The following is a 15,555-nucleotide window of genomic DNA, read 5'->3' on the forward strand; positions in this document are numbered from 1 at the left end:
AGCTGCGGCTCCCGGCGACGTAGGACCTGGGCCCCGTCAGCCCCGGCCGCCCTGCGGCACCCCGGCGGGGCCGCCCGTACGCGGCACACCCGGACCCCGCGCCGGGGTGGCGGCCGTCGTGCGCAGGCCCGGGATCAGTACCGCCCCCACCGTCAGGTGCATCAGGGCCAGCGCCGTGCGGGTGCCGGCCGTCATGCCGTCGCCGGTCAACGGCAGGGCGGACAGGGCCAGTACGGCGCCGGCCGCCCCGGTGAAGACCCCGCGGGCGCGCCGTACTCCGAAGCGTTCCAGGGCCGCCAGCAGTCCCCAGGCGGCGAGGGACGCGAGCAGCGCGACCAGCACCACCGCCGCCGCGCCGAGGTCGAGGGTCTGCTCGCCGTTGACGATCCGCAGCCGGTGCCCCAGCAGCGGGTCCGCGACCAGCCACACCAGGACCGGTGCCAGGACCGCGAGGCCCGTGACCGCCGAACGCCGTCTGCGCGTACTCACTTGGCGCCGCCCGCGAACGCGCCGTGCAGGAAGACCTCAACCAGTTCCCCGGTGGTCAGCTCCGGCTCGTCCTCCCGGCGCGGCTGGGTGAAGAGGAGCCCGAAGAAGAGCGCGGCGATCTGCTCCGGCGGCCGGCGCAGGGCGGCCCTGTCGGGCTCCAGCAGGTCCGCGAGGGCCGCGCGGATGCGGGTCGTCGACTCGTCGCGGCCCGCGCCGCGGACCGTGCCGGGGTGCTTGCCGCCGCGGTGCCCGGAGGCGAGCAGGGAGCCGGCGATCGCGCCCATCCTGTCCATGTGCGCCTGGAGCGCCTCGGCCGCATCCGCGAGCCGGTCGGGCAGCGGCTGGGAAGTGTCGATCGCGCCGAGTTCGCGAATCGCGTGCTCGGGCGAGAGCGCCTCCGCCAGACAGGCTTGCAGCAGTTCGTCCTTGTCGGCGAAGACCCGGAAGATCGTGCCCTCGCCGATGCCCGCGGCGCGGGCGATCTTCGCGGTGGTCACCGCGGCGCCGTACTCGGCGACCAGCGGGATGGCGGTCTGGATGATCATCGCGCGCCGCTGCTCCGGCGACATGCCGGGGGCGCGGCGGCGTGCGGTCTGGTTCTCCTTGGGTGCCGTCATGGCAGCGATCGTACGGAGTGAGGACTCACTCCGTCAATGAGTGAGGACTCACTCCACTGTCAGCGGCGCGCGCTCCGGCGCGGCTCAAGGCTCCTTCGTCATCGACTCCAGCACGCGGCGCGTCGCCGGGCCGTAGACCCCGCGCTCGTCGCTCTCGATGTCGTGGTCCCGCTGGAAGCGCGCGACCTCCCCGCGCAGGATGATGCCGAACTCGCCGTCGGTGTCCTGCAAGCCGTTGTAGCCGGCCTCGATGAGCCGCTTCTGCATCTCCAGGACCTCCGGGCCCGTGTCGCCCTCGCGCAGGGTGGGCGGCGGGGCGGACTCCTCGGGCTCGTCGGGGGTCGTGCCGGTGGCGGAGCCGCCGGGCGTGGTGGGGGCGGGCGGGGCGGCGGTGACGTTGCCGCCGGCTTCGGTGCGTTCCGCGGTGGCCTCGTCCGGGTCGCCGGACGCGGTGCCGGACCCGTCGGAGGCGGTCGCGCCGGGCTTCTTCGGGTCGCCGCCGCCGGGCGGGGCGGTCGGGGTGCCGCTGGGCGAACCGTCGGGGCCGGGTGTCGTACCGCCACCGGTGGGCAGGGCGGTGACGGTGTCCGGCTCGGGTACGGCGCGGTCGTCGTCCCCGTCGCCGGAGAGCAGCCCGGAGCCGAGGAGCCCGGCGCTGAGCGCGGCCACGACGCCGCCGACCGTCAGCACGAGCGTCAGCCGGCGGCGCCGGCGGGCGGCGATGCGGTCGCGGGAGCGGCGCGGTCCGTGCGGGTCGCGGGGGCCGGCCGCGTCGTACGCGTCCCGGGAGGAGCGCCCCGCCGCGGGGGTGTCGGCGAAGAGGCCGAGGTCGGTGTCCGCAGGTCCCTCCGGCGCGGCCCCGATCGGCGCGTAGGGGGTGGCGAGGGTGGTGTCGGGGGGCGGGCCGTCGCCGGGGACGGCTGTCCCCTCGGGTACGGAACCGGGCGTACCGGCCGCCGCGGTGCCCGCCGCGTCCTCCCCCGTCGCGCCGTACACCGCCTGCCCCGGCTCCCCCTGCCCCCCGGCATCCGCCGCGCCGGGCACCTCAGGAACGCCCGGCGCCGCGCCCGCGCCCTCCTCGCCGTCCCACCCCGTCACCGGACCAGGCGCCTTCATGACGTACGGCCGCACCAGCGGCCTCTCCCGCTCCGGCACACCCCCCGCGCCCGCCGGGGCAGCACTCGACGCACCATCCGGCGCACCGCCCGACGCACCGCCCGGCCCCCCGCCGCGCGCACCGTCCGGCGCGTCGCAGGCGCAGCCCCGCCCGCCCGGCTCCTGGAGCGGCTCGCCGCACGTGCGGCATGCGCGAGGTATCACCGTGCTCCCCCTCCTGTGGGCTGGAGGCGATTATGCAGACCCCGCGGAACCCCGCGTACCGCCCCCCGGCCGATATCCGGCCCGAGCGGACCGCCCCGGCGGGCTGTTTCAGCGTATCCGGGCGACTATGAGGCAAACGACCCGCGCATCAGAGGAACCGTACGCACCACACGCACCACACGCCGCACCGGCAGGCCGCCCGAGGGGAGCCGCGCATGTCCCAGGACGCCGGCGCCCCACCCGCCGCCGAGGCCCCGGGCCAGGGCCCGGGCCCGGCACGCCGCACCGTCCTGCTCTCGATGGCGGCCCTCCTCTCCGGGATGCTCCTCGCCGCACTCGACCAGACGATCGTCGCCACCGCCCTGCCCACCATCGTCAGCGACCTCGGCGGCATGGAGCACCTGTCCTGGGTGGTCACCGCGTACCTCCTGGCCGCCACCGCCGGCACCCCGCTCTGGGGCAAGCTGGGCGACCAGTACGGCCGGAAGCGGCTCTTCCAGACCGCCATCGTCCTCTTCCTCGCCGGCTCCGCGCTCTGCGGCGTCGCGCAGGACATGGGCCAGCTCATCGGCTTCCGCGCGCTGCAGGGCATCGGCGGCGGCGGGCTGATGTCGCTGGCCATGGCGATCGTCGGGGACATCGTGCCGCCGCGCGAGCGCGGCAAGTACCAGGGCCTGTTCGGCGCGGTCTTCGGCACCACCAGCGTCCTGGGCCCGCTGCTCGGCGGCGTCTTCACCGAGCACCTGAGCTGGCGCTGGGTGTTCTACATCAACCTGCCCATCGGCCTGGCCGCCCTCGTCGTCATCGCCGTCGTGCTGCACATCCCGCGCCGCGCCACCAGGCACCGCATCGACTACCTCGGCACCGCCCTCATCGCCTCCTTCGCCGTCTGCCTCGTCGGCGTGACGTCCCTCGGCGGCACGACCTGGGCGTGGGGCTCGTGGCAGGTCGCCGTGGCCGGGCTGCTTGCGGTCGCGCTGCTGACCGCGTTCGTGCAGGTGGAGCGGCGGGCGGCGGAGCCCGTCATCCCGCTCAAGCTGTTCGCCATCCGTACGTTCACGCTCTGCTCGGTGATCGGGTTCGTCGTCGGCTTCGCCATGTTCGGCGCGATGACGTACCTGCCGACCTTCCTCCAGGTCGTACGCGGCGTGTCCCCGACCACCTCCGGCCTGCACATGCTGCCGATGGTCGCCGGCATGCTCATCGCCTCCACCGGCTCCGGGCAGCTCATCAGCCGCACCGGCCGCTGGAAGGTCTTCCCGGTCCTGGGCACCGCGGTCACCACCGCCGGCCTGCTCCTGCTGCACCTGCTGCACCAGGACACGGGCGACTGGGCGCTGAGCGCGTACTTCTTCGTCTTCGGCTTCGGCCTCGGCCTGGTCATGCAGGTGCTCGTGCTCGCCGTGCAGAACGCCGTCCCGTACCGCGACCTCGGCGTCGCCACCTCCGGCGCCACGTTCTTCCGCTCCATCGGCGCGTCGTTCGGCGTCGCCGTCTTCGGCACGGTCTTCACCAGCCGGCTGCGCGACAAGCTGGAGGCCGGGCTGAGCGGCGTGTCCCTGCCGGACGGGCTGAGCCTGGACACGCTGGAGTCCGACCCGCGCTCCGTCGTCCGGCTGCCGGCCGCGCTGCGGCAGGAGGTGGTGGACGCATACTCGACGTCGATCACGGACGTCTTCCTCTACGCCGCGCCCGTCGCCTTCGTCGCGTTCGTCGTCGCGCTCTTCCTGCGCGAGGACCCGCTGCGCGGCGCGGTCACCGTGCCGGACGGCGGCGAGACGGTGGCCACCCACCCGGTCGAGCGCTCACCCCGCGACGAGGTGTGCCGCGCGCTGAGCGCGCTCAGCACCCGGGAGGGGCGGCGGGAGTTGTACGAGGACATCACCCGCCGCGCCGGTCTGGACCTGCGGCCGGCGTCGAGTTGGCTGCTGCTGCGCGTCGAACACTACGGGCCGGCGACACGCGTCACTCAGGCGGCGGACGTGGAAGTGGTGGATCCGGTGGCCCTGGCCGAACGCACCGGGCTGCCGCTGGCGGTGGTCCTGGGGGCGGCGGAGGAACTGGAGGAGCGGGGGCTGGTGCGGCGGGAGGGGCTGCCGCTGGTCTGCACCGAGGAGGGCACGCGGGTCGCGAAGCGGCTGTCGGCGGCGCGGCAGGCGGCGCTGGCGGAGCTGCTGGGCGACTGGTGGACGCCCGACCGGCCCGCGGATCTGACGGAGTTGGTGGCGGAGTTGTCGGCGGAGATGTGCGGGTCCGACGACGAGGCGCCGCCCGGGGAGGCGGTGACGGAGTGGCGGCGGCCGGGACCCGGTCCTGACTCCCCGCCGAAGTCCCCCGATTGAGCGTCGCCGCAGTGCAACACGGCGCGGTACGGCACGTGGCGGGCGCGGCGCCGTCGCGCCCGTGCCCGTACGGCCACGGCGCACCATGACCGCAGATAAGCAGATAAGCGGGTGCTCAGGAGTGATGCGGGTTACATCTGCTCCCCCGTGCGATTTCCGTGACCTGCCAGGCGTACGCTGTGATCCGCCCGGCGCTCTCGTCCGCGGCAGAGGACCACCGGATGACCGCCGGGACACGGGGAGCAGGGGAACAGTGGAGTTTGTGGGGTCACTGAGCGGTACCCCGTGGATGTACGCGATCGTCGCCACCTCTATCCTCCTCGACGTCTTCCTGCCGCTGCTGCCCAGCGGTGCGCTGGTCATAATGGCCGCCACCGCCGCCGCCGGCACCACCACCGCGGCCGACGCCGTACGCAACGGCGCCGCGCTGCCCGCCCCTGACCACCTCGCGGAGCTGCTGGCCCTGCTGCTCTGCGCCGCCACCGCCTCCGTACTCGGCGACATGCTCGCGTTCCGGCTGGCCAGCAGGGGCCGCGAGAAGTTCGCCAACTCCCGCTTCCTGGCCCGCGCGCAGGAGCGCCTCGGCCACCACCTCAGCGGCCGGCGCGGCGGCGGGATCGTCGTCCTGGCCCGGTTCGCGCCCGCGGGGCGCAGCGTGGTGATGCTGGGTGCGGGCGCGATGCACCGGCAGGTACGGGAGTTCCTGCCCTGGTCCGCGCTGGCGGGGCTGCTGTGGGCGGGGTACGGCGTGACGCTGGGGTACTTCGGCAGCCGCTGGCTGGGCGCGGGGTGGCTGGCGACGGGGGTGTCGGTGCTGGCGCTGTTCGCCGCCGGGCTCGGCGCCGCGTACCTGGTCCGCAGGCCGCGCCCGCAGCCGACGGCCTCCGACTGACCGCTGCCCTCCGGCTGACCGCTGCCCTCCGGCTGACCGCCCGCAGGGCCGTCAGCCGCGCGCGTCAGCCGCCCAGGTAAGCATCGACCTCGTCCGTGACCGCCCGGCTGTAGCGCTCAAGACCCGGGGACCCGACCGGGCACGGCCGGCCGCCCTCCGGGGTGGGCGCGAGGCAGAAGTGCAACGGGTCGTCGTCGCGGTGCAGTCGGACCGTGCCGCCGGGGCCGGTGCAGTAGCCGGCGGTGCGCTCGTCGTCGCGGCACGGGAGGTACTGCGTCCACTTCCCGTCGTCGCCGCGCAGGTCGCGCCCGGCGTCGGCCAGCAGGTCGCCGGAGGCGTCGGCCTGCTGCTCGTACAGCTCGTTGACCTGCTCGATGCGCTCCGGGTTGAGCGCGTCGGGCGGCTGCTGCACCCAGACGATCCGGGGCCGCGGCACGTCCGCGGCGCGCGCGGCGGCGGTGATCTGCCGGGTGAGCGCGCGCAGGTCGGCGGCGTAGCGCTCGTAGTACGCGGGCGTCCCCCACTCCACGCCCTCCATGCAGGGCGTGTATCCCCACGTGTTGCCCCAGAACTGGAGCACGATCACGCCCGGTTCGCGCTTTTCGACCAGGGCGGCGGCCTTGTCCTCGGGCTTGACGAGGGAGCGCCCGGGGCGGCCCTTGAGGTAGTCGCAGACGGTGACGCCGGCGACGGGCTCGCTGCTGTACGAGCCGACGCGGTCGGAGCGTTCGAGCCGGTCGCCGAGGACGTCCTGGGCCTCCATGGCCAGGGAGTCGCCGAGGTAGAGCACGTCCTGCGGGGTGCGCGGGGCGCTCGCCGACGGCGACGGGCTGCTGTCGGGCGGGCTGAAGCCGGAGCGGTCCGGCGCCTGGTCCCGTACGGCTCTGTCCACCGTGCCGCCGTCCGCCGCCCCGTCGTCGGAGCGCGACACCGCGCCCCAGCCGGCGGCCACGGCCACCAGCAGCACGGCGAGCACGGGCACCGCCCAGCGCTTGGTCTCCATCAGGTCCTCCGGCCACCCGGTGACAACTGGCCAGTAGGGTAGGGAGTCGACCACGCCCGGGTCGAGCCCCTTCGACTCATTCCCTTCGCCGCCGCAACCGGCGCGACGGGGCCGTCGAGCCGGTATGGAGCCTGAGCGATCGGTCCGGTTTGCAGGCGAGTGCCTCGGGTCCAGCAGTTCACCGGACTGCGCCGCGGGCAGTCCAGTCAGGTGCAAGTGGACCCGGACCGCGCGGGGGGCGGGGTCGTAGCGTACGGGGACGTGGGCGGCGGACGGAGCCCGTCCCGCCCGTCCCGTCGTACGTTACGGAGGCCCCCGTGCACCCTGCCCTCGCCGCCGACCTCGACCGCTTCGACCAACTCCTCGACGCCGCCCGCGCCCGCGCCGTCGCCGCCCTGCGGGGGCTCGCCGAACGCCCGGTCGCCGCCCCCGTGCCCCGCGCGCCCGGCCCGTACGAGCCGCTGCCCGAGCGCGGCGCCGGGGGTGCCGCTGCGCTCGCGCACTTCGTCGAGCGCTGGGAGCCGGGCCTGTCCGGCAGCGCGGGACCGCGCTATCTCGGGTTCGTGACCGGCGGCGCGACGCCGGCGGCGGTGGCGGGTGACTGGCTGGTCGGTGCGTACGACCAGAACGTGGTTGCCGCCGGCGACTCCGCGGCCTCCGACCTGGAGCGGGAGACCGTCGGCTGGCTGCGCGAGCTGTTCGGACTGGGGCCGGAGCACGCGGGCGCGTTCGTGTCCGGAGCCACCATGTCGAACGTCGCGGGGCTGGCCGTCGCCCGGGAGTGGCTGGGCGAACGGCTCGGCGTCTCGGTCGCGGACGCCGGGGCCGGGGCGCTGGGCGAGGTCACGGTGCTGTCGGGCGCGGCGCACTCCAGCGTCGCCAAGGCCCTGTCGCTCCTCGGGCTCGGCCGCGGCGCGCTGCGCGAACTGCCGCTGCTCCCCGGCCGGGAGGCGGTGGACGTCGACGGCCTGGCCGCTGCGCTGGCGGAGCTGGGCGGCCGGCCGGTGATCGTCGTGGCGAACAGCGGGACGGTCAACACCGTCGACTTCGACGACCTGCCCGCCATCGCCGCGCTGCGCGAGCGGTACCCGTTCTGGCTGCACGTGGACGCCGCGTTCGGCGCGTTCGCGGCGCTGTCGCCGGCGCACGCGCACCTGGTGGCCGGGCTGGACGCGGCCGATTCGGTCTGCGTGGACCTGCACAAGTGGCTCAACGTTCCGTACGACGCGGCGGTGCAGTTCACCCGCCGGCGGGACCTGCAGGTACGGGTCTTCCGCAACGCCGCCGCCTACCTGGCGCCGCCGGGCGGCGACCCGGACTTCGTCCACCTGACGCCGGAGAACTCGCGCCGGCTGCGCGCCTTGCCCGCGTGGCTGACGCTGGCGGCATACGGGCGGGAGGGGCACGGGGAGGTGGTGGAGCGCAACGTCGCGCTGGCGCGCCGGTTCGGTGAGCGGGTGGAGAGCGCGGCGGGGCTGCGGTTGCTGGCGCCGGTGCGGCTGAACGTCGTGTGCTTCACGCTCGCGTCGGAGCCGACGCGGGAGCGGGTGGCGGCGCTGGCGGAGGCGGTCGCGGCAGGCGGGGAAGCGGTCGTGACGCCGACGGTGTACGGGGGGACGCACGGGCTGCGGGCGGCGTTCAGCAACTGGCGGACGGGGCCGGGGGATGTGGACCGGGCGGTGGCGGCGCTGGCGGCAGCGGTGCGGGGGTGAGGGCGCAGGGGTGACGGGACTTGGCGGATGCGCCGGGCCGGATCCACCGCCGCCCGGTCCGCCCGGTCGCCGGGCAGCCCGTCCGCGTCAGCCCGCGCCCACCTCCACCACCGTCTCCGGCCGCGCCACCGCCACCGCCCCGCCGAACCCGCGCCGCGCCGCCGCGACTGATGCGTCCGCGTCCTCGTCCGGCCACAGGTGCGTGAGCAGCAGCCGCGCCGCCCCCGCGCGGGCCGCGTGCTCGCCCGCCTGGCGGGCGCTCGACAGATACGGCGCGTCCTCCGCCGGCACCTCCTCCGGGTACGTGGCCTCCGCGAGGAACAGGTCCGCCGCGTCCGCGAGTTCCGCGAGCGCCGGGCTCGGGCCGGTGTCGCCGGTGTACGCGAGGACCCGGCCGGCCGCCGTCAGCCGGAGCCCGGCGTTGGGGACGTGGTGCGGCAGCGCGCGCGTGGCGATGCGGAACGGGCCGGAGGTGAACTCCGGCTCCGTCGCCGGGTCGAAGGCGCGCAGCTCGTACGAGCCCTTGAGCATCCCCGGCTTGTCGAGCGCCAGCACCGTGTCGAGCGCACCGGCGGGGGCGTACAGCGGGAGCGCGGGCGCCGGGGTGTCGGCCAGCGCGCGGGCGCGTAGCAGCGGGTTGAGGTCGGCGCAGTGGTCGGGATGCCCGTGGGTGACGACGACGGCGTCCACGTCCTCGGGCCGAAGGTGCCGCAGGAGCTGCGGGAACACCGCGTAGCCGGGGTCGACGAGCAGCCGGTGGCCGTCGTGTTCGACGAGGTAGCCGCTGCAGGCGGCGTCCGCGGTCGGCCAGGCGCCGCAGCCGCCGAGCACGGTGAGCTTCATCAGGTTCCTCCGGTACGCGTACGGGGTCCGCAGCCGCCCCGTACGCGTACCGTAACCGCCTCCCGCGGGCCGCCGCGCCCGATATAAGCCGGGCCGGCGCCGGCGCGACCGGCCTCACCAGGCGATGTGCACCAGGAACCAGCCCGCGAAGCCCACCCAGACCGCGACGAAGACCGCCTTGCCCACGGGGGTACGCACCCGGAACCAGTCCCGGGTCCGCTCCGAGAGCGTGTCGCCCTTCTGCGGGGTCCGCAGCGCGATGACCTCCACCACGGCGCCGAGGGCGAGCAGCCCGCCCCAGATCCAGTCGGCCCCGCTCACGCCGGCCGCCCCTCGGCGGCGTCGGGCGGCGGCACGGCGGCAGCCGCCGCCGGCGCCGCGGCCGGGCGCGCCGGGTACTCCGGCGGGCGCGCCCAGCCCAGCAGCACACCGGCGACGAGCCGCAGCGGTTTCCAGTCCTGCTTCGTCGCCCACTCCTCCAGCCCCCGGAACACCGCGTAGTAGACGGCGGTGACCAGCGCGGTGACCCCTGCGGTCACGGTCGTGGAGTCGGCGTCCACGCCGAAGGCGCCGGCCGCGGTCACGACCCAGCCGACCAGCAGCGGAACAAAGGTACGCAGCGCAGAGATGTACAGATTCATGGTCAGATCCCCCGATCTTGTGGCCACTACGAGTAAAGCGGCCTTCCCTCCCGGGAGATGCCCGCACCGCGACCCTCTGAACCACAACCTGAACGTCCCGTTCCGCACCAACTTCCCGGGCGGGTCCGTGACTTGAGGGGGCGCACCCCGCAGGTGCAGGATTCCGCCCGGGTGCTTGCACGGCGCCCGCAACGGGGATGAGGAAGGAACGGAGAGTTACGAGGGATCCGGCCACCATCCCGTCCCGACCCCCACTCGAAAGGGACGAATGATGACCATCAAGGGCATCGACGTCAGTTCGCACCAGTCAAGCAACTACTCCACGCGAGGCATGCACTTCGTCTTCGTCAAGGCGTCGGAAGGCCGCAGCTACGTCAACCCCAAGCAGGGCGCCCAGGCGGCACACGGCCGCGAGGCGGGCCTGGTGCTGGGGTTCTACCACTTCCTCTGGCCGGGCAACATCAAGGCGCAGGCGAAGTACTTCATCGACAAGGCCAAGGAGAATCCGGGCGACATGCTCGCCTGCGACTGGGAGCGCACGAGCGAGGGCACCGCCGCGAGCAACTCGGAGAAGGACGCCTTCATCCGCGAGGTGAAGCGGCTCAGGCCACGCCACAAGGTGCTGCTCTACTGCAACCGCGACTTCTGGCTCAACCGCGACACCACCAGCTACGCCGGCGACGGCCTGTGGATCGCCCAGTACAACGGCGACCCGGGCCACCCGGACATCCAGGCGCCGTGGCGCTTCCACCAGTACACGTCGTCCCCGATCGACACGAACGTGGGCAAGTTCAGCTCGCGTTCGGCACTGCGGTCGTGGGCCCGGGAGCGCTTCGACGCGAAGCTCACGGCAGAGGAGGCAGAGGAGGCGGAGGCCGGGGCCGGCACCGACTGAAACCGGTCCAGGGCACGTCGCCGCACTCCAGGCGACAGGACTCAAGCGCTTAGGGGACAGCTCGCACGGCACCGCCGTGCCCGTCTCCGCGGCGACCCCGGACCCCGCCACGGCCATCACGTCGCAGCCGTCACCGACAGGGAGGTTGCGGAAGCTTTCCGGGAAGGCGTCTTTACCGGATATGTGGGCCATGCGTCTTCGCGGCTGGTTCCGGCCGATTGCCGTCCGTGCGGCCCACCGTGTTCACACGCGCGGCCACCGCCCGGTGGCCGCGCGTCACCCGCCGGGGGCAGGGTCGGGCAGCGCCCGTTCCCTCATTCGTCCCGGAGGCACCCATGCCCCGCCCCCGTCTCGCCCGGCCCACGGCCGTCGCCGCCGCACTGGCCGCCGTCTGCGCCACCCTGGCCGGCGCCGCCGCTCACTCCGCCGCCACCGACACCACCGCTGCCGGCCAGCGGCAGGTGGGGCTGAACGAGATCCAGGCCATCGCGACCCACAACAGCTACCACCGCGAACTCTCCTTCGCCGAGAAGGAGGTCCAGCGCCGCACCGACGCCAACTTCTGGAACCTGGAGTACTCGCACGCCACCCTGCCCGCTCAGTTCGAGGACCAGCGGGTGCGCGGCATCGAGCTGGACGTCTTCCCCGACCCCGAGGGCGGCCTGTACGCCAGGCCGCTGGTGCGCGCGGAGGCCGGCCTTCCGCCGCTGGAAGAACCGGAGCTGACCAGTCCCGGGTTCAAGGTGCTGCACTGGGCCGACCACGACTACGGCACCAACTGCGCCTCCCTGCGCGCGTGCCTGACCCAGGTCGAGGAGTGGTCGGACGCCAACCCCGGCCACGCGCCGATCCCGGTCCTGCTGGAGCTGAAGACCACCGACCCGGCGAAGGAGGCCATCGGCGGCGCGCGCAGCCCCGCCTGGACCACCGAGCAGTTGGACGCCCTCGACGCCGAGATCCGTTCGATCGCGGACGAGTCGGACATGGTGACGCCGGACGATGTGCGTGACCCGGGCCGCACCCTGGAGGAGTCCGTGCTCGACGGCGGCTGGCCGACCGTGGCCGACTCGCGGGGCGACCTGATGTTCCTGATGGACAACCAGAGCGCGGACCTCCAGAACGCCTACCGCGCCGGCGGCCGGGAGAGCCTTGAGGGCCGCGTGCTGTTCACCAACTCCCGGCCGGGCCGCCCTGACGCGGCCTTCGTCGGCTGGAACGACCCGACGGGCGCGAACGAGGAGGCCATCCGCGCCATGGTGGCGGACGGCTACTTCGTCCGCACCCGCTCCGACGTGCCGTTCACCGAGGCGTCCTCGGGCAGCACCGCCCGGCTGGAGGCCGCGCTGGCCTCGGGCGCCCAGATGGTCAGCACCGACTTCCCCGTCACCGGCCTGGCCGCCCGCTACGGCACCGACTACACCGCCGAACTCCCCGGCGGCACCGCCGTACGCTGCAACCCGGTCAACGCGCCCGCCTTCTGCCGCACGGACGGCCTGGAGCGGCTCGGCGACTGACCGTCTGCGCCGGTGCGCGCCCGGGGCGGCGAGCATTCGGCAGGGCGCGACGCGACATATCCGCGGTCGGCCCCGGCACTTGGCAGCTCGGGGCCGACTGGGACGAGGTGGTCACAGCCGGTGTCTGGAGCCCCCGGCCGCACGACGGTACCCGGCGGTGCCCCGGCGCATCCGCGGGTGGCCGGACGGCTCCTGGGCCGAGGCGGCGGCCACGAAGAACGGAATGGCGATGAGAAGGCGGTCGGACTCGGCACGCTGACGCTGCTCGGCGAGCCACTCGTCGGCCTGGTCACGGCCGACGGCGCCGCTCGCGCACGCCGGCTCCACGAGCCTGGTGAGCAGCGACAGCATCGCCGGTCCTGTGAACACGCTGGTGTGCACCTCGACGGTGACGTCGTCGAAGCCGTCGTCCAGGAGCAGGCTGCGGTACTGGCGGCCGGCCCGGGGCGTGCCCAGGAGGCCGGCGCGGGCATGCACGATCGTGCGCGTAAGCTCCGCGTCGGCCGAGTCGATCATGATGGCGTCCCAGTCCTGCCCGACCAGGACGATCCTGCCGCCCGGGGCCAGGACGCGCCGCGCCTCCGCGGTCGCACGCCGCGGTTCGCGCAGCACGTGGAACACCTTGTCGGCACGGTAGCCCCGCACGCTTCCGTCGGCGAACGGCAGTTCCTCCGCCCCCGCCTCCCGGAACTCGGCCTCCGGCCACCGCTGCCGGGCCGCGGCCAGCATCGACGGGTCGGGGTCCACGCCCACCGCGTGGACGCCGCGCCCGGCCAGCTCGGCGACGGCGCGTCCGGCGCCGCAGCCGACGTCCACGACGGTCGAGCCGGGCTCGGAAGACAGCAGCTCGTAAGTGCGGGTCCGCAGCCGGGTGGCGCCCGGCATCCGGTCCGCCGCGTCGAGGACGGCCAGCAAGGCCTGGGTGTCGCGGTGCTCGTCCACCGCTTTCTGATCTCTGGACATGGACACGAGGCTGCGACTTAATGTCGACGTGAAGTCAAGCGAAGACAGCGGCGCCGCCGTCACCATCGGCGACCTGGCGGCACGGTTCGGCCTGGCCACGCATGTCCTGCGGCACTGGGAGTCGATGGGCCTGCTGCAGCCCGTACGGGACGCGGGCGGGCGCCGCCGCTACGGTGCGGACGACCTCACCCGCGTGGCGACGATCCTCATCGCCAAGGAAGCCGGCCTCCGCCTGGACACCATCAGAAGCCTGTCCGCCACCGCCGACCGCACCACCCGGCACGAGATCCTGCGCCACGAGGCCGAGAAGCTGCGCTCGAGAATCGCGGCGGCCCAGGTCTCCCTGGAGCTCGTCGAAGGCGGCATGAACTGCACGCACGAGGACGTCACCGAGTGCCCGAACTACCGGCGGCTCGTCGCCGAACGGGTCGGTCAGGTGGGCGCGGACGGTTTCGAACCGCCGACATCTGCCTTGTAAGGGCAGCGCTCTACCGCTGAGCTACGCGCCCGGATGCGTGGACAGCGTACCGTGCCCCGCCGACGGCGATCGACATGCGGGGGCCGCCGGGATCCGGTGTGCGGGGGGCGCGGGGATCGTCGAGGGCCGTGTGTTCGTTCAGCCCTGGTGGGAGAATGTTCCCCCAGGGGAGCGCAGGGCACGGAAAGGGGACTCGTGGCATTCGGCGGAGGCGGAGGCGGCACCCGGCGGTGGGGCTGGGGGGACCGGGGTGACGGAGCTCGGGCCGAGGCGCAGGCGGCCAAGGACGCCGCCGCGACCGCGTTCTACGAGCTGGACACCGCGCAGCGGGACCTGCGCATCTCTGTGGAGACGATCGCCGCCGTCGACGATTCGCCGGCCGCGCGCAAGGCGGCGTCCGACTTCGCCGCCCTGGGGCAGCGCATCGACGAGGTCAGCCACACGTACATCACCGCCGTCGACTCCTACGACCTCGACCGCGACGACCTCGACCACGGCACCGCCTCCCGCGCCCGGCAGGAGCTGCAGCAGGCCACCAACGGGCTGGAGAAGGTCCGCTCCGACCTCAACCACTTCGCGCACGGCCTCGGCCCCCTCCTCGACCAGGCCGAGAGCCAGCTCGCCCGCCTCGCGCCCGCCGTGGAGCGGGCCCGCCAGGCGCTGCTCGCGGCGACGACGGCGCTGGACGGGGTGCGCGCCAAGGGGTTCCAGGCCGACGATCTCGCCGCCCGCCTCGCCGGGCTCGGCCCGGAGCTGACCAAGCTCAACGAGGGCGCCGGGCGGCACGGCGTCCAGGAGACCATCCGCCGCGCCGTCGGCGTGCAGCGCGACGCCGAGGCGCTGCGCAGCGAGGCCGAGCAGTTGCCGCAGCGCGCCGAGGAGATCGACCGCCGCCTCGTCAGCCTCCGCACCCGCGCGCAGGCCCTCGCCACCCGCGCCGAGAAGGTCAAGCCGGTGCTCAGCGAGTTGCGCCGGCGCTTCGCGCTGGCCTGCTGGCGCGACCTGCAGGAGGTGCCGGCCCGCGCCTCCCAGGCCGTCACCGAGGCGGAGGGGAAGCTCGCCGACGCCGGCCGGGCCCGCCGCGAGCAGCGCTGGCCGGACGCGATCGCGCTGCTGACGAGCGTACGGGCGCTGCTGAACCAGACCGACGAGGCCGTGGACGCCGCCCGCGACCGGCTCCACCGCCTCGACGAGGTGGAGAAGGACCGCACCTCGGAGGTGAACCGCACCCGCTTCGCCATCCGCGACGCGCAGCGCCTGGCGATGGCCGGCCGCGACCGCCCCGACCCCCGGCACGCGGGTCCGCTGGACGCCGCGGTCGAGCGCGTCGACCGGGCGGAGGCGGCGCTCACGGGGCGGCATCCGGACTACTGGAGCTTCCTTGAGGAGCTGGAGTCGGTCCGCGAGACGGTGGCCGGGGTGGTCCAGGCGATACGGACCGAGCGCGGCAGCGGCACCGGCCGCTGACCGCGGCTTTCGCCGCCTGCCGCCCGCCGGTGCACCGGCGATATGCTGTCCGCCATGCCGCGATACGAGTACCGCTGCCGGTCCTGCGGGACGACCTTCGAGGTCAGCCGGCCCATGGCCGAGTCCTCCGCCCCCGCGGACTGCCCGCAGGGCCACGACGACACCGTCAAGCTGCTCTCCACCGTGGCCGTCGGCGGCTCCGCCGCCGGAGCCGCCGCGCCGCGGTCCGGCGGGGGCGGCGGGGGCGGCGGGGGCGGCGGGGGCGGGTGCTGCGGCGGCGGTTGCTGCGCGTAGCCGCGGGGCGCCGCAGCGTACGGCGTACGGCCAGCGACGGCCGGGCGACTTGCCCCGGTGTGCGGCACGGGCGGATCCTGGATTA

General features: G+C 74.6%; 16 protein-coding genes and 1 tRNA gene. 8 read left to right on the forward strand and 9 right to left on the reverse strand.

The genetic code is table 11. From position 1 onward, the window contains the following. Positions 1 to 36: 36 nt before the first annotated feature. The 3 genes from B124_RS08135 to B124_RS08145 form a co-directional block, all read right to left on the reverse strand. Complete coding sequence (locus tag B124_RS08135) at positions 37 to 489, reverse strand: DUF6069 family protein (RefSeq protein ID WP_496501988.1); 453 nt, start codon at positions 487 to 489, stop codon at positions 37 to 39. Continuing rightward, positions 486 to 1,106 carry a TetR/AcrR family transcriptional regulator gene (locus B124_RS08140; protein ID WP_496501989.1) on the reverse strand — a complete coding sequence of 207 codons (621 nt, stop codon included), beginning with the start codon at positions 1,104 to 1,106 and terminating at the stop codon, positions 486 to 488. The genes B124_RS08135 and B124_RS08140 overlap by 4 nt, the downstream gene beginning before the upstream one ends. A gap of 84 nt (positions 1,107 to 1,190) precedes the next feature. Next, complete coding sequence (locus B124_RS08145; RefSeq protein ID WP_496501990.1) at positions 1,191 to 2,204, reverse strand: peptidoglycan-binding domain-containing protein; 1,014 nt, start codon at positions 2,202 to 2,204, stop codon at positions 1,191 to 1,193. A 437-nt stretch (positions 2,205 to 2,641) separates the two neighbouring features. Between B124_RS08145 and B124_RS08150 the strand changes: the two genes are divergently transcribed. Then, positions 2,642 to 4,768 carry an MFS transporter gene (locus tag B124_RS08150; protein ID WP_496501991.1) on the forward strand — a complete coding sequence of 709 codons (2,127 nt, stop codon included), beginning with the start codon at positions 2,642 to 2,644 and terminating at the stop codon, positions 4,766 to 4,768. Between the two features lie 289 nt (positions 4,769 to 5,057). Beyond that, positions 5,058 to 5,660, forward strand: coding sequence for a DedA family protein (locus tag B124_RS08155; RefSeq protein ID WP_496502052.1), 603 nt, complete (start codon positions 5,058 to 5,060; stop codon positions 5,658 to 5,660). Between the two features lie 64 nt (positions 5,661 to 5,724). Here the strand turns inward: B124_RS08155 and B124_RS08160 are convergent, their stop codons facing one another. Further along, positions 5,725 to 6,663 carry a DUF459 domain-containing protein gene (locus tag B124_RS08160; RefSeq protein WP_496501992.1) on the reverse strand — a complete coding sequence of 313 codons (939 nt, stop codon included), beginning with the start codon at positions 6,661 to 6,663 and terminating at the stop codon, positions 5,725 to 5,727. Positions 6,664 to 6,980: 317 nt separating this feature from the next. Between B124_RS08160 and B124_RS08165 the strand changes: the two genes are divergently transcribed. Further along, positions 6,981 to 8,375: a pyridoxal phosphate-dependent decarboxylase family protein gene (locus B124_RS08165; protein ID WP_496501993.1), complete on the forward strand. Its 1,395-nt coding sequence runs from the start codon at positions 6,981 to 6,983 to the stop codon at positions 8,373 to 8,375. Positions 8,376 to 8,462: 87 nt separating this feature from the next. Here the strand turns inward: B124_RS08165 and B124_RS08170 are convergent, their stop codons facing one another. The 3 genes from B124_RS08170 to B124_RS08180 form a co-directional block, all read right to left on the reverse strand. Then, positions 8,463 to 9,218, reverse strand: a complete 756-nt coding sequence (locus B124_RS08170) for an MBL fold metallo-hydrolase (RefSeq protein ID WP_496501994.1) — start codon at positions 9,216 to 9,218, stop codon at positions 8,463 to 8,465. Positions 9,219 to 9,332: 114 nt separating this feature from the next. Continuing rightward, positions 9,333 to 9,539, reverse strand: coding sequence for a hypothetical protein (locus tag B124_RS08175; RefSeq protein ID WP_496501995.1), 207 nt, complete (start codon positions 9,537 to 9,539; stop codon positions 9,333 to 9,335). Then, positions 9,536 to 9,859, reverse strand: coding sequence for a hypothetical protein (locus B124_RS08180; RefSeq protein WP_496501996.1), 324 nt, complete (start codon positions 9,857 to 9,859; stop codon positions 9,536 to 9,538). Before B124_RS08180 ends, B124_RS08175 begins: the two co-directional genes overlap by 4 nt. Positions 9,860 to 10,130: 271 nt before the next feature. Here B124_RS08180 and B124_RS08185 point away from each other — a divergent pair, with 271 nt between their 5' ends. Together B124_RS08185 and B124_RS08190 are read left to right on the forward strand one after the other, a co-directional pair. Further along, entirely contained in the window at positions 10,131 to 10,754 is a 624-nt protein-coding gene (locus B124_RS08185) for a GH25 family lysozyme (protein WP_496502053.1), read from the forward strand. A 335-nt stretch (positions 10,755 to 11,089) separates the two neighbouring features. Beyond that, positions 11,090 to 12,268: a phosphatidylinositol-specific phospholipase C1-like protein gene (locus tag B124_RS08190; protein ID WP_496501997.1), complete on the forward strand. Its 1,179-nt coding sequence runs from the start codon at positions 11,090 to 11,092 to the stop codon at positions 12,266 to 12,268. Between the two features lie 111 nt (positions 12,269 to 12,379). Here B124_RS08190 and B124_RS08195 read toward each other — a convergent pair whose 3' ends face one another. Beyond that, positions 12,380 to 13,231 (reverse strand): methyltransferase domain-containing protein, encoded by an 852-nt coding sequence (locus tag B124_RS08195; protein WP_496501998.1) that lies wholly within the window; start codon positions 13,229 to 13,231, stop codon positions 12,380 to 12,382. 28 nt (positions 13,232 to 13,259) lie between these two features. Between B124_RS08195 and B124_RS08200 the strand changes: the two genes are divergently transcribed. Next, positions 13,260 to 13,709, forward strand: a complete 450-nt coding sequence (locus tag B124_RS08200; RefSeq protein WP_496502054.1) for a MerR family transcriptional regulator — start codon at positions 13,260 to 13,262, stop codon at positions 13,707 to 13,709. On the opposite strand, the gene B124_RS08205 is transcribed toward B124_RS08200, so the two are convergent. Beyond that, positions 13,669 to 13,740: transfer RNA gene (locus tag B124_RS08205), tRNA-Val, on the reverse strand. The two genes, B124_RS08200 and B124_RS08205, sit on opposite strands and share 41 nt — an antisense overlap. Positions 13,741 to 13,904: 164 nt before the next feature. On the opposite strand from B124_RS08205, the gene B124_RS08210 reads away from it, so the two are divergent. Both B124_RS08210 and B124_RS08215 read left to right on the forward strand, forming a co-directional pair. Further along, positions 13,905 to 15,176 carry a hypothetical protein gene (locus B124_RS08210; protein WP_496501999.1) on the forward strand — a complete coding sequence of 424 codons (1,272 nt, stop codon included), beginning with the start codon at positions 13,905 to 13,907 and terminating at the stop codon, positions 15,174 to 15,176. Between the two features lie 54 nt (positions 15,177 to 15,230). Next, positions 15,231 to 15,470 (forward strand): FmdB family zinc ribbon protein, encoded by a 240-nt coding sequence (locus tag B124_RS08215; RefSeq protein ID WP_496502000.1) that lies wholly within the window; start codon positions 15,231 to 15,233, stop codon positions 15,468 to 15,470. Positions 15,471 to 15,555: the final 85 nt, after the last annotated feature.

Source organism: Streptomyces sp. CNP082, assembly GCF_059570535.1.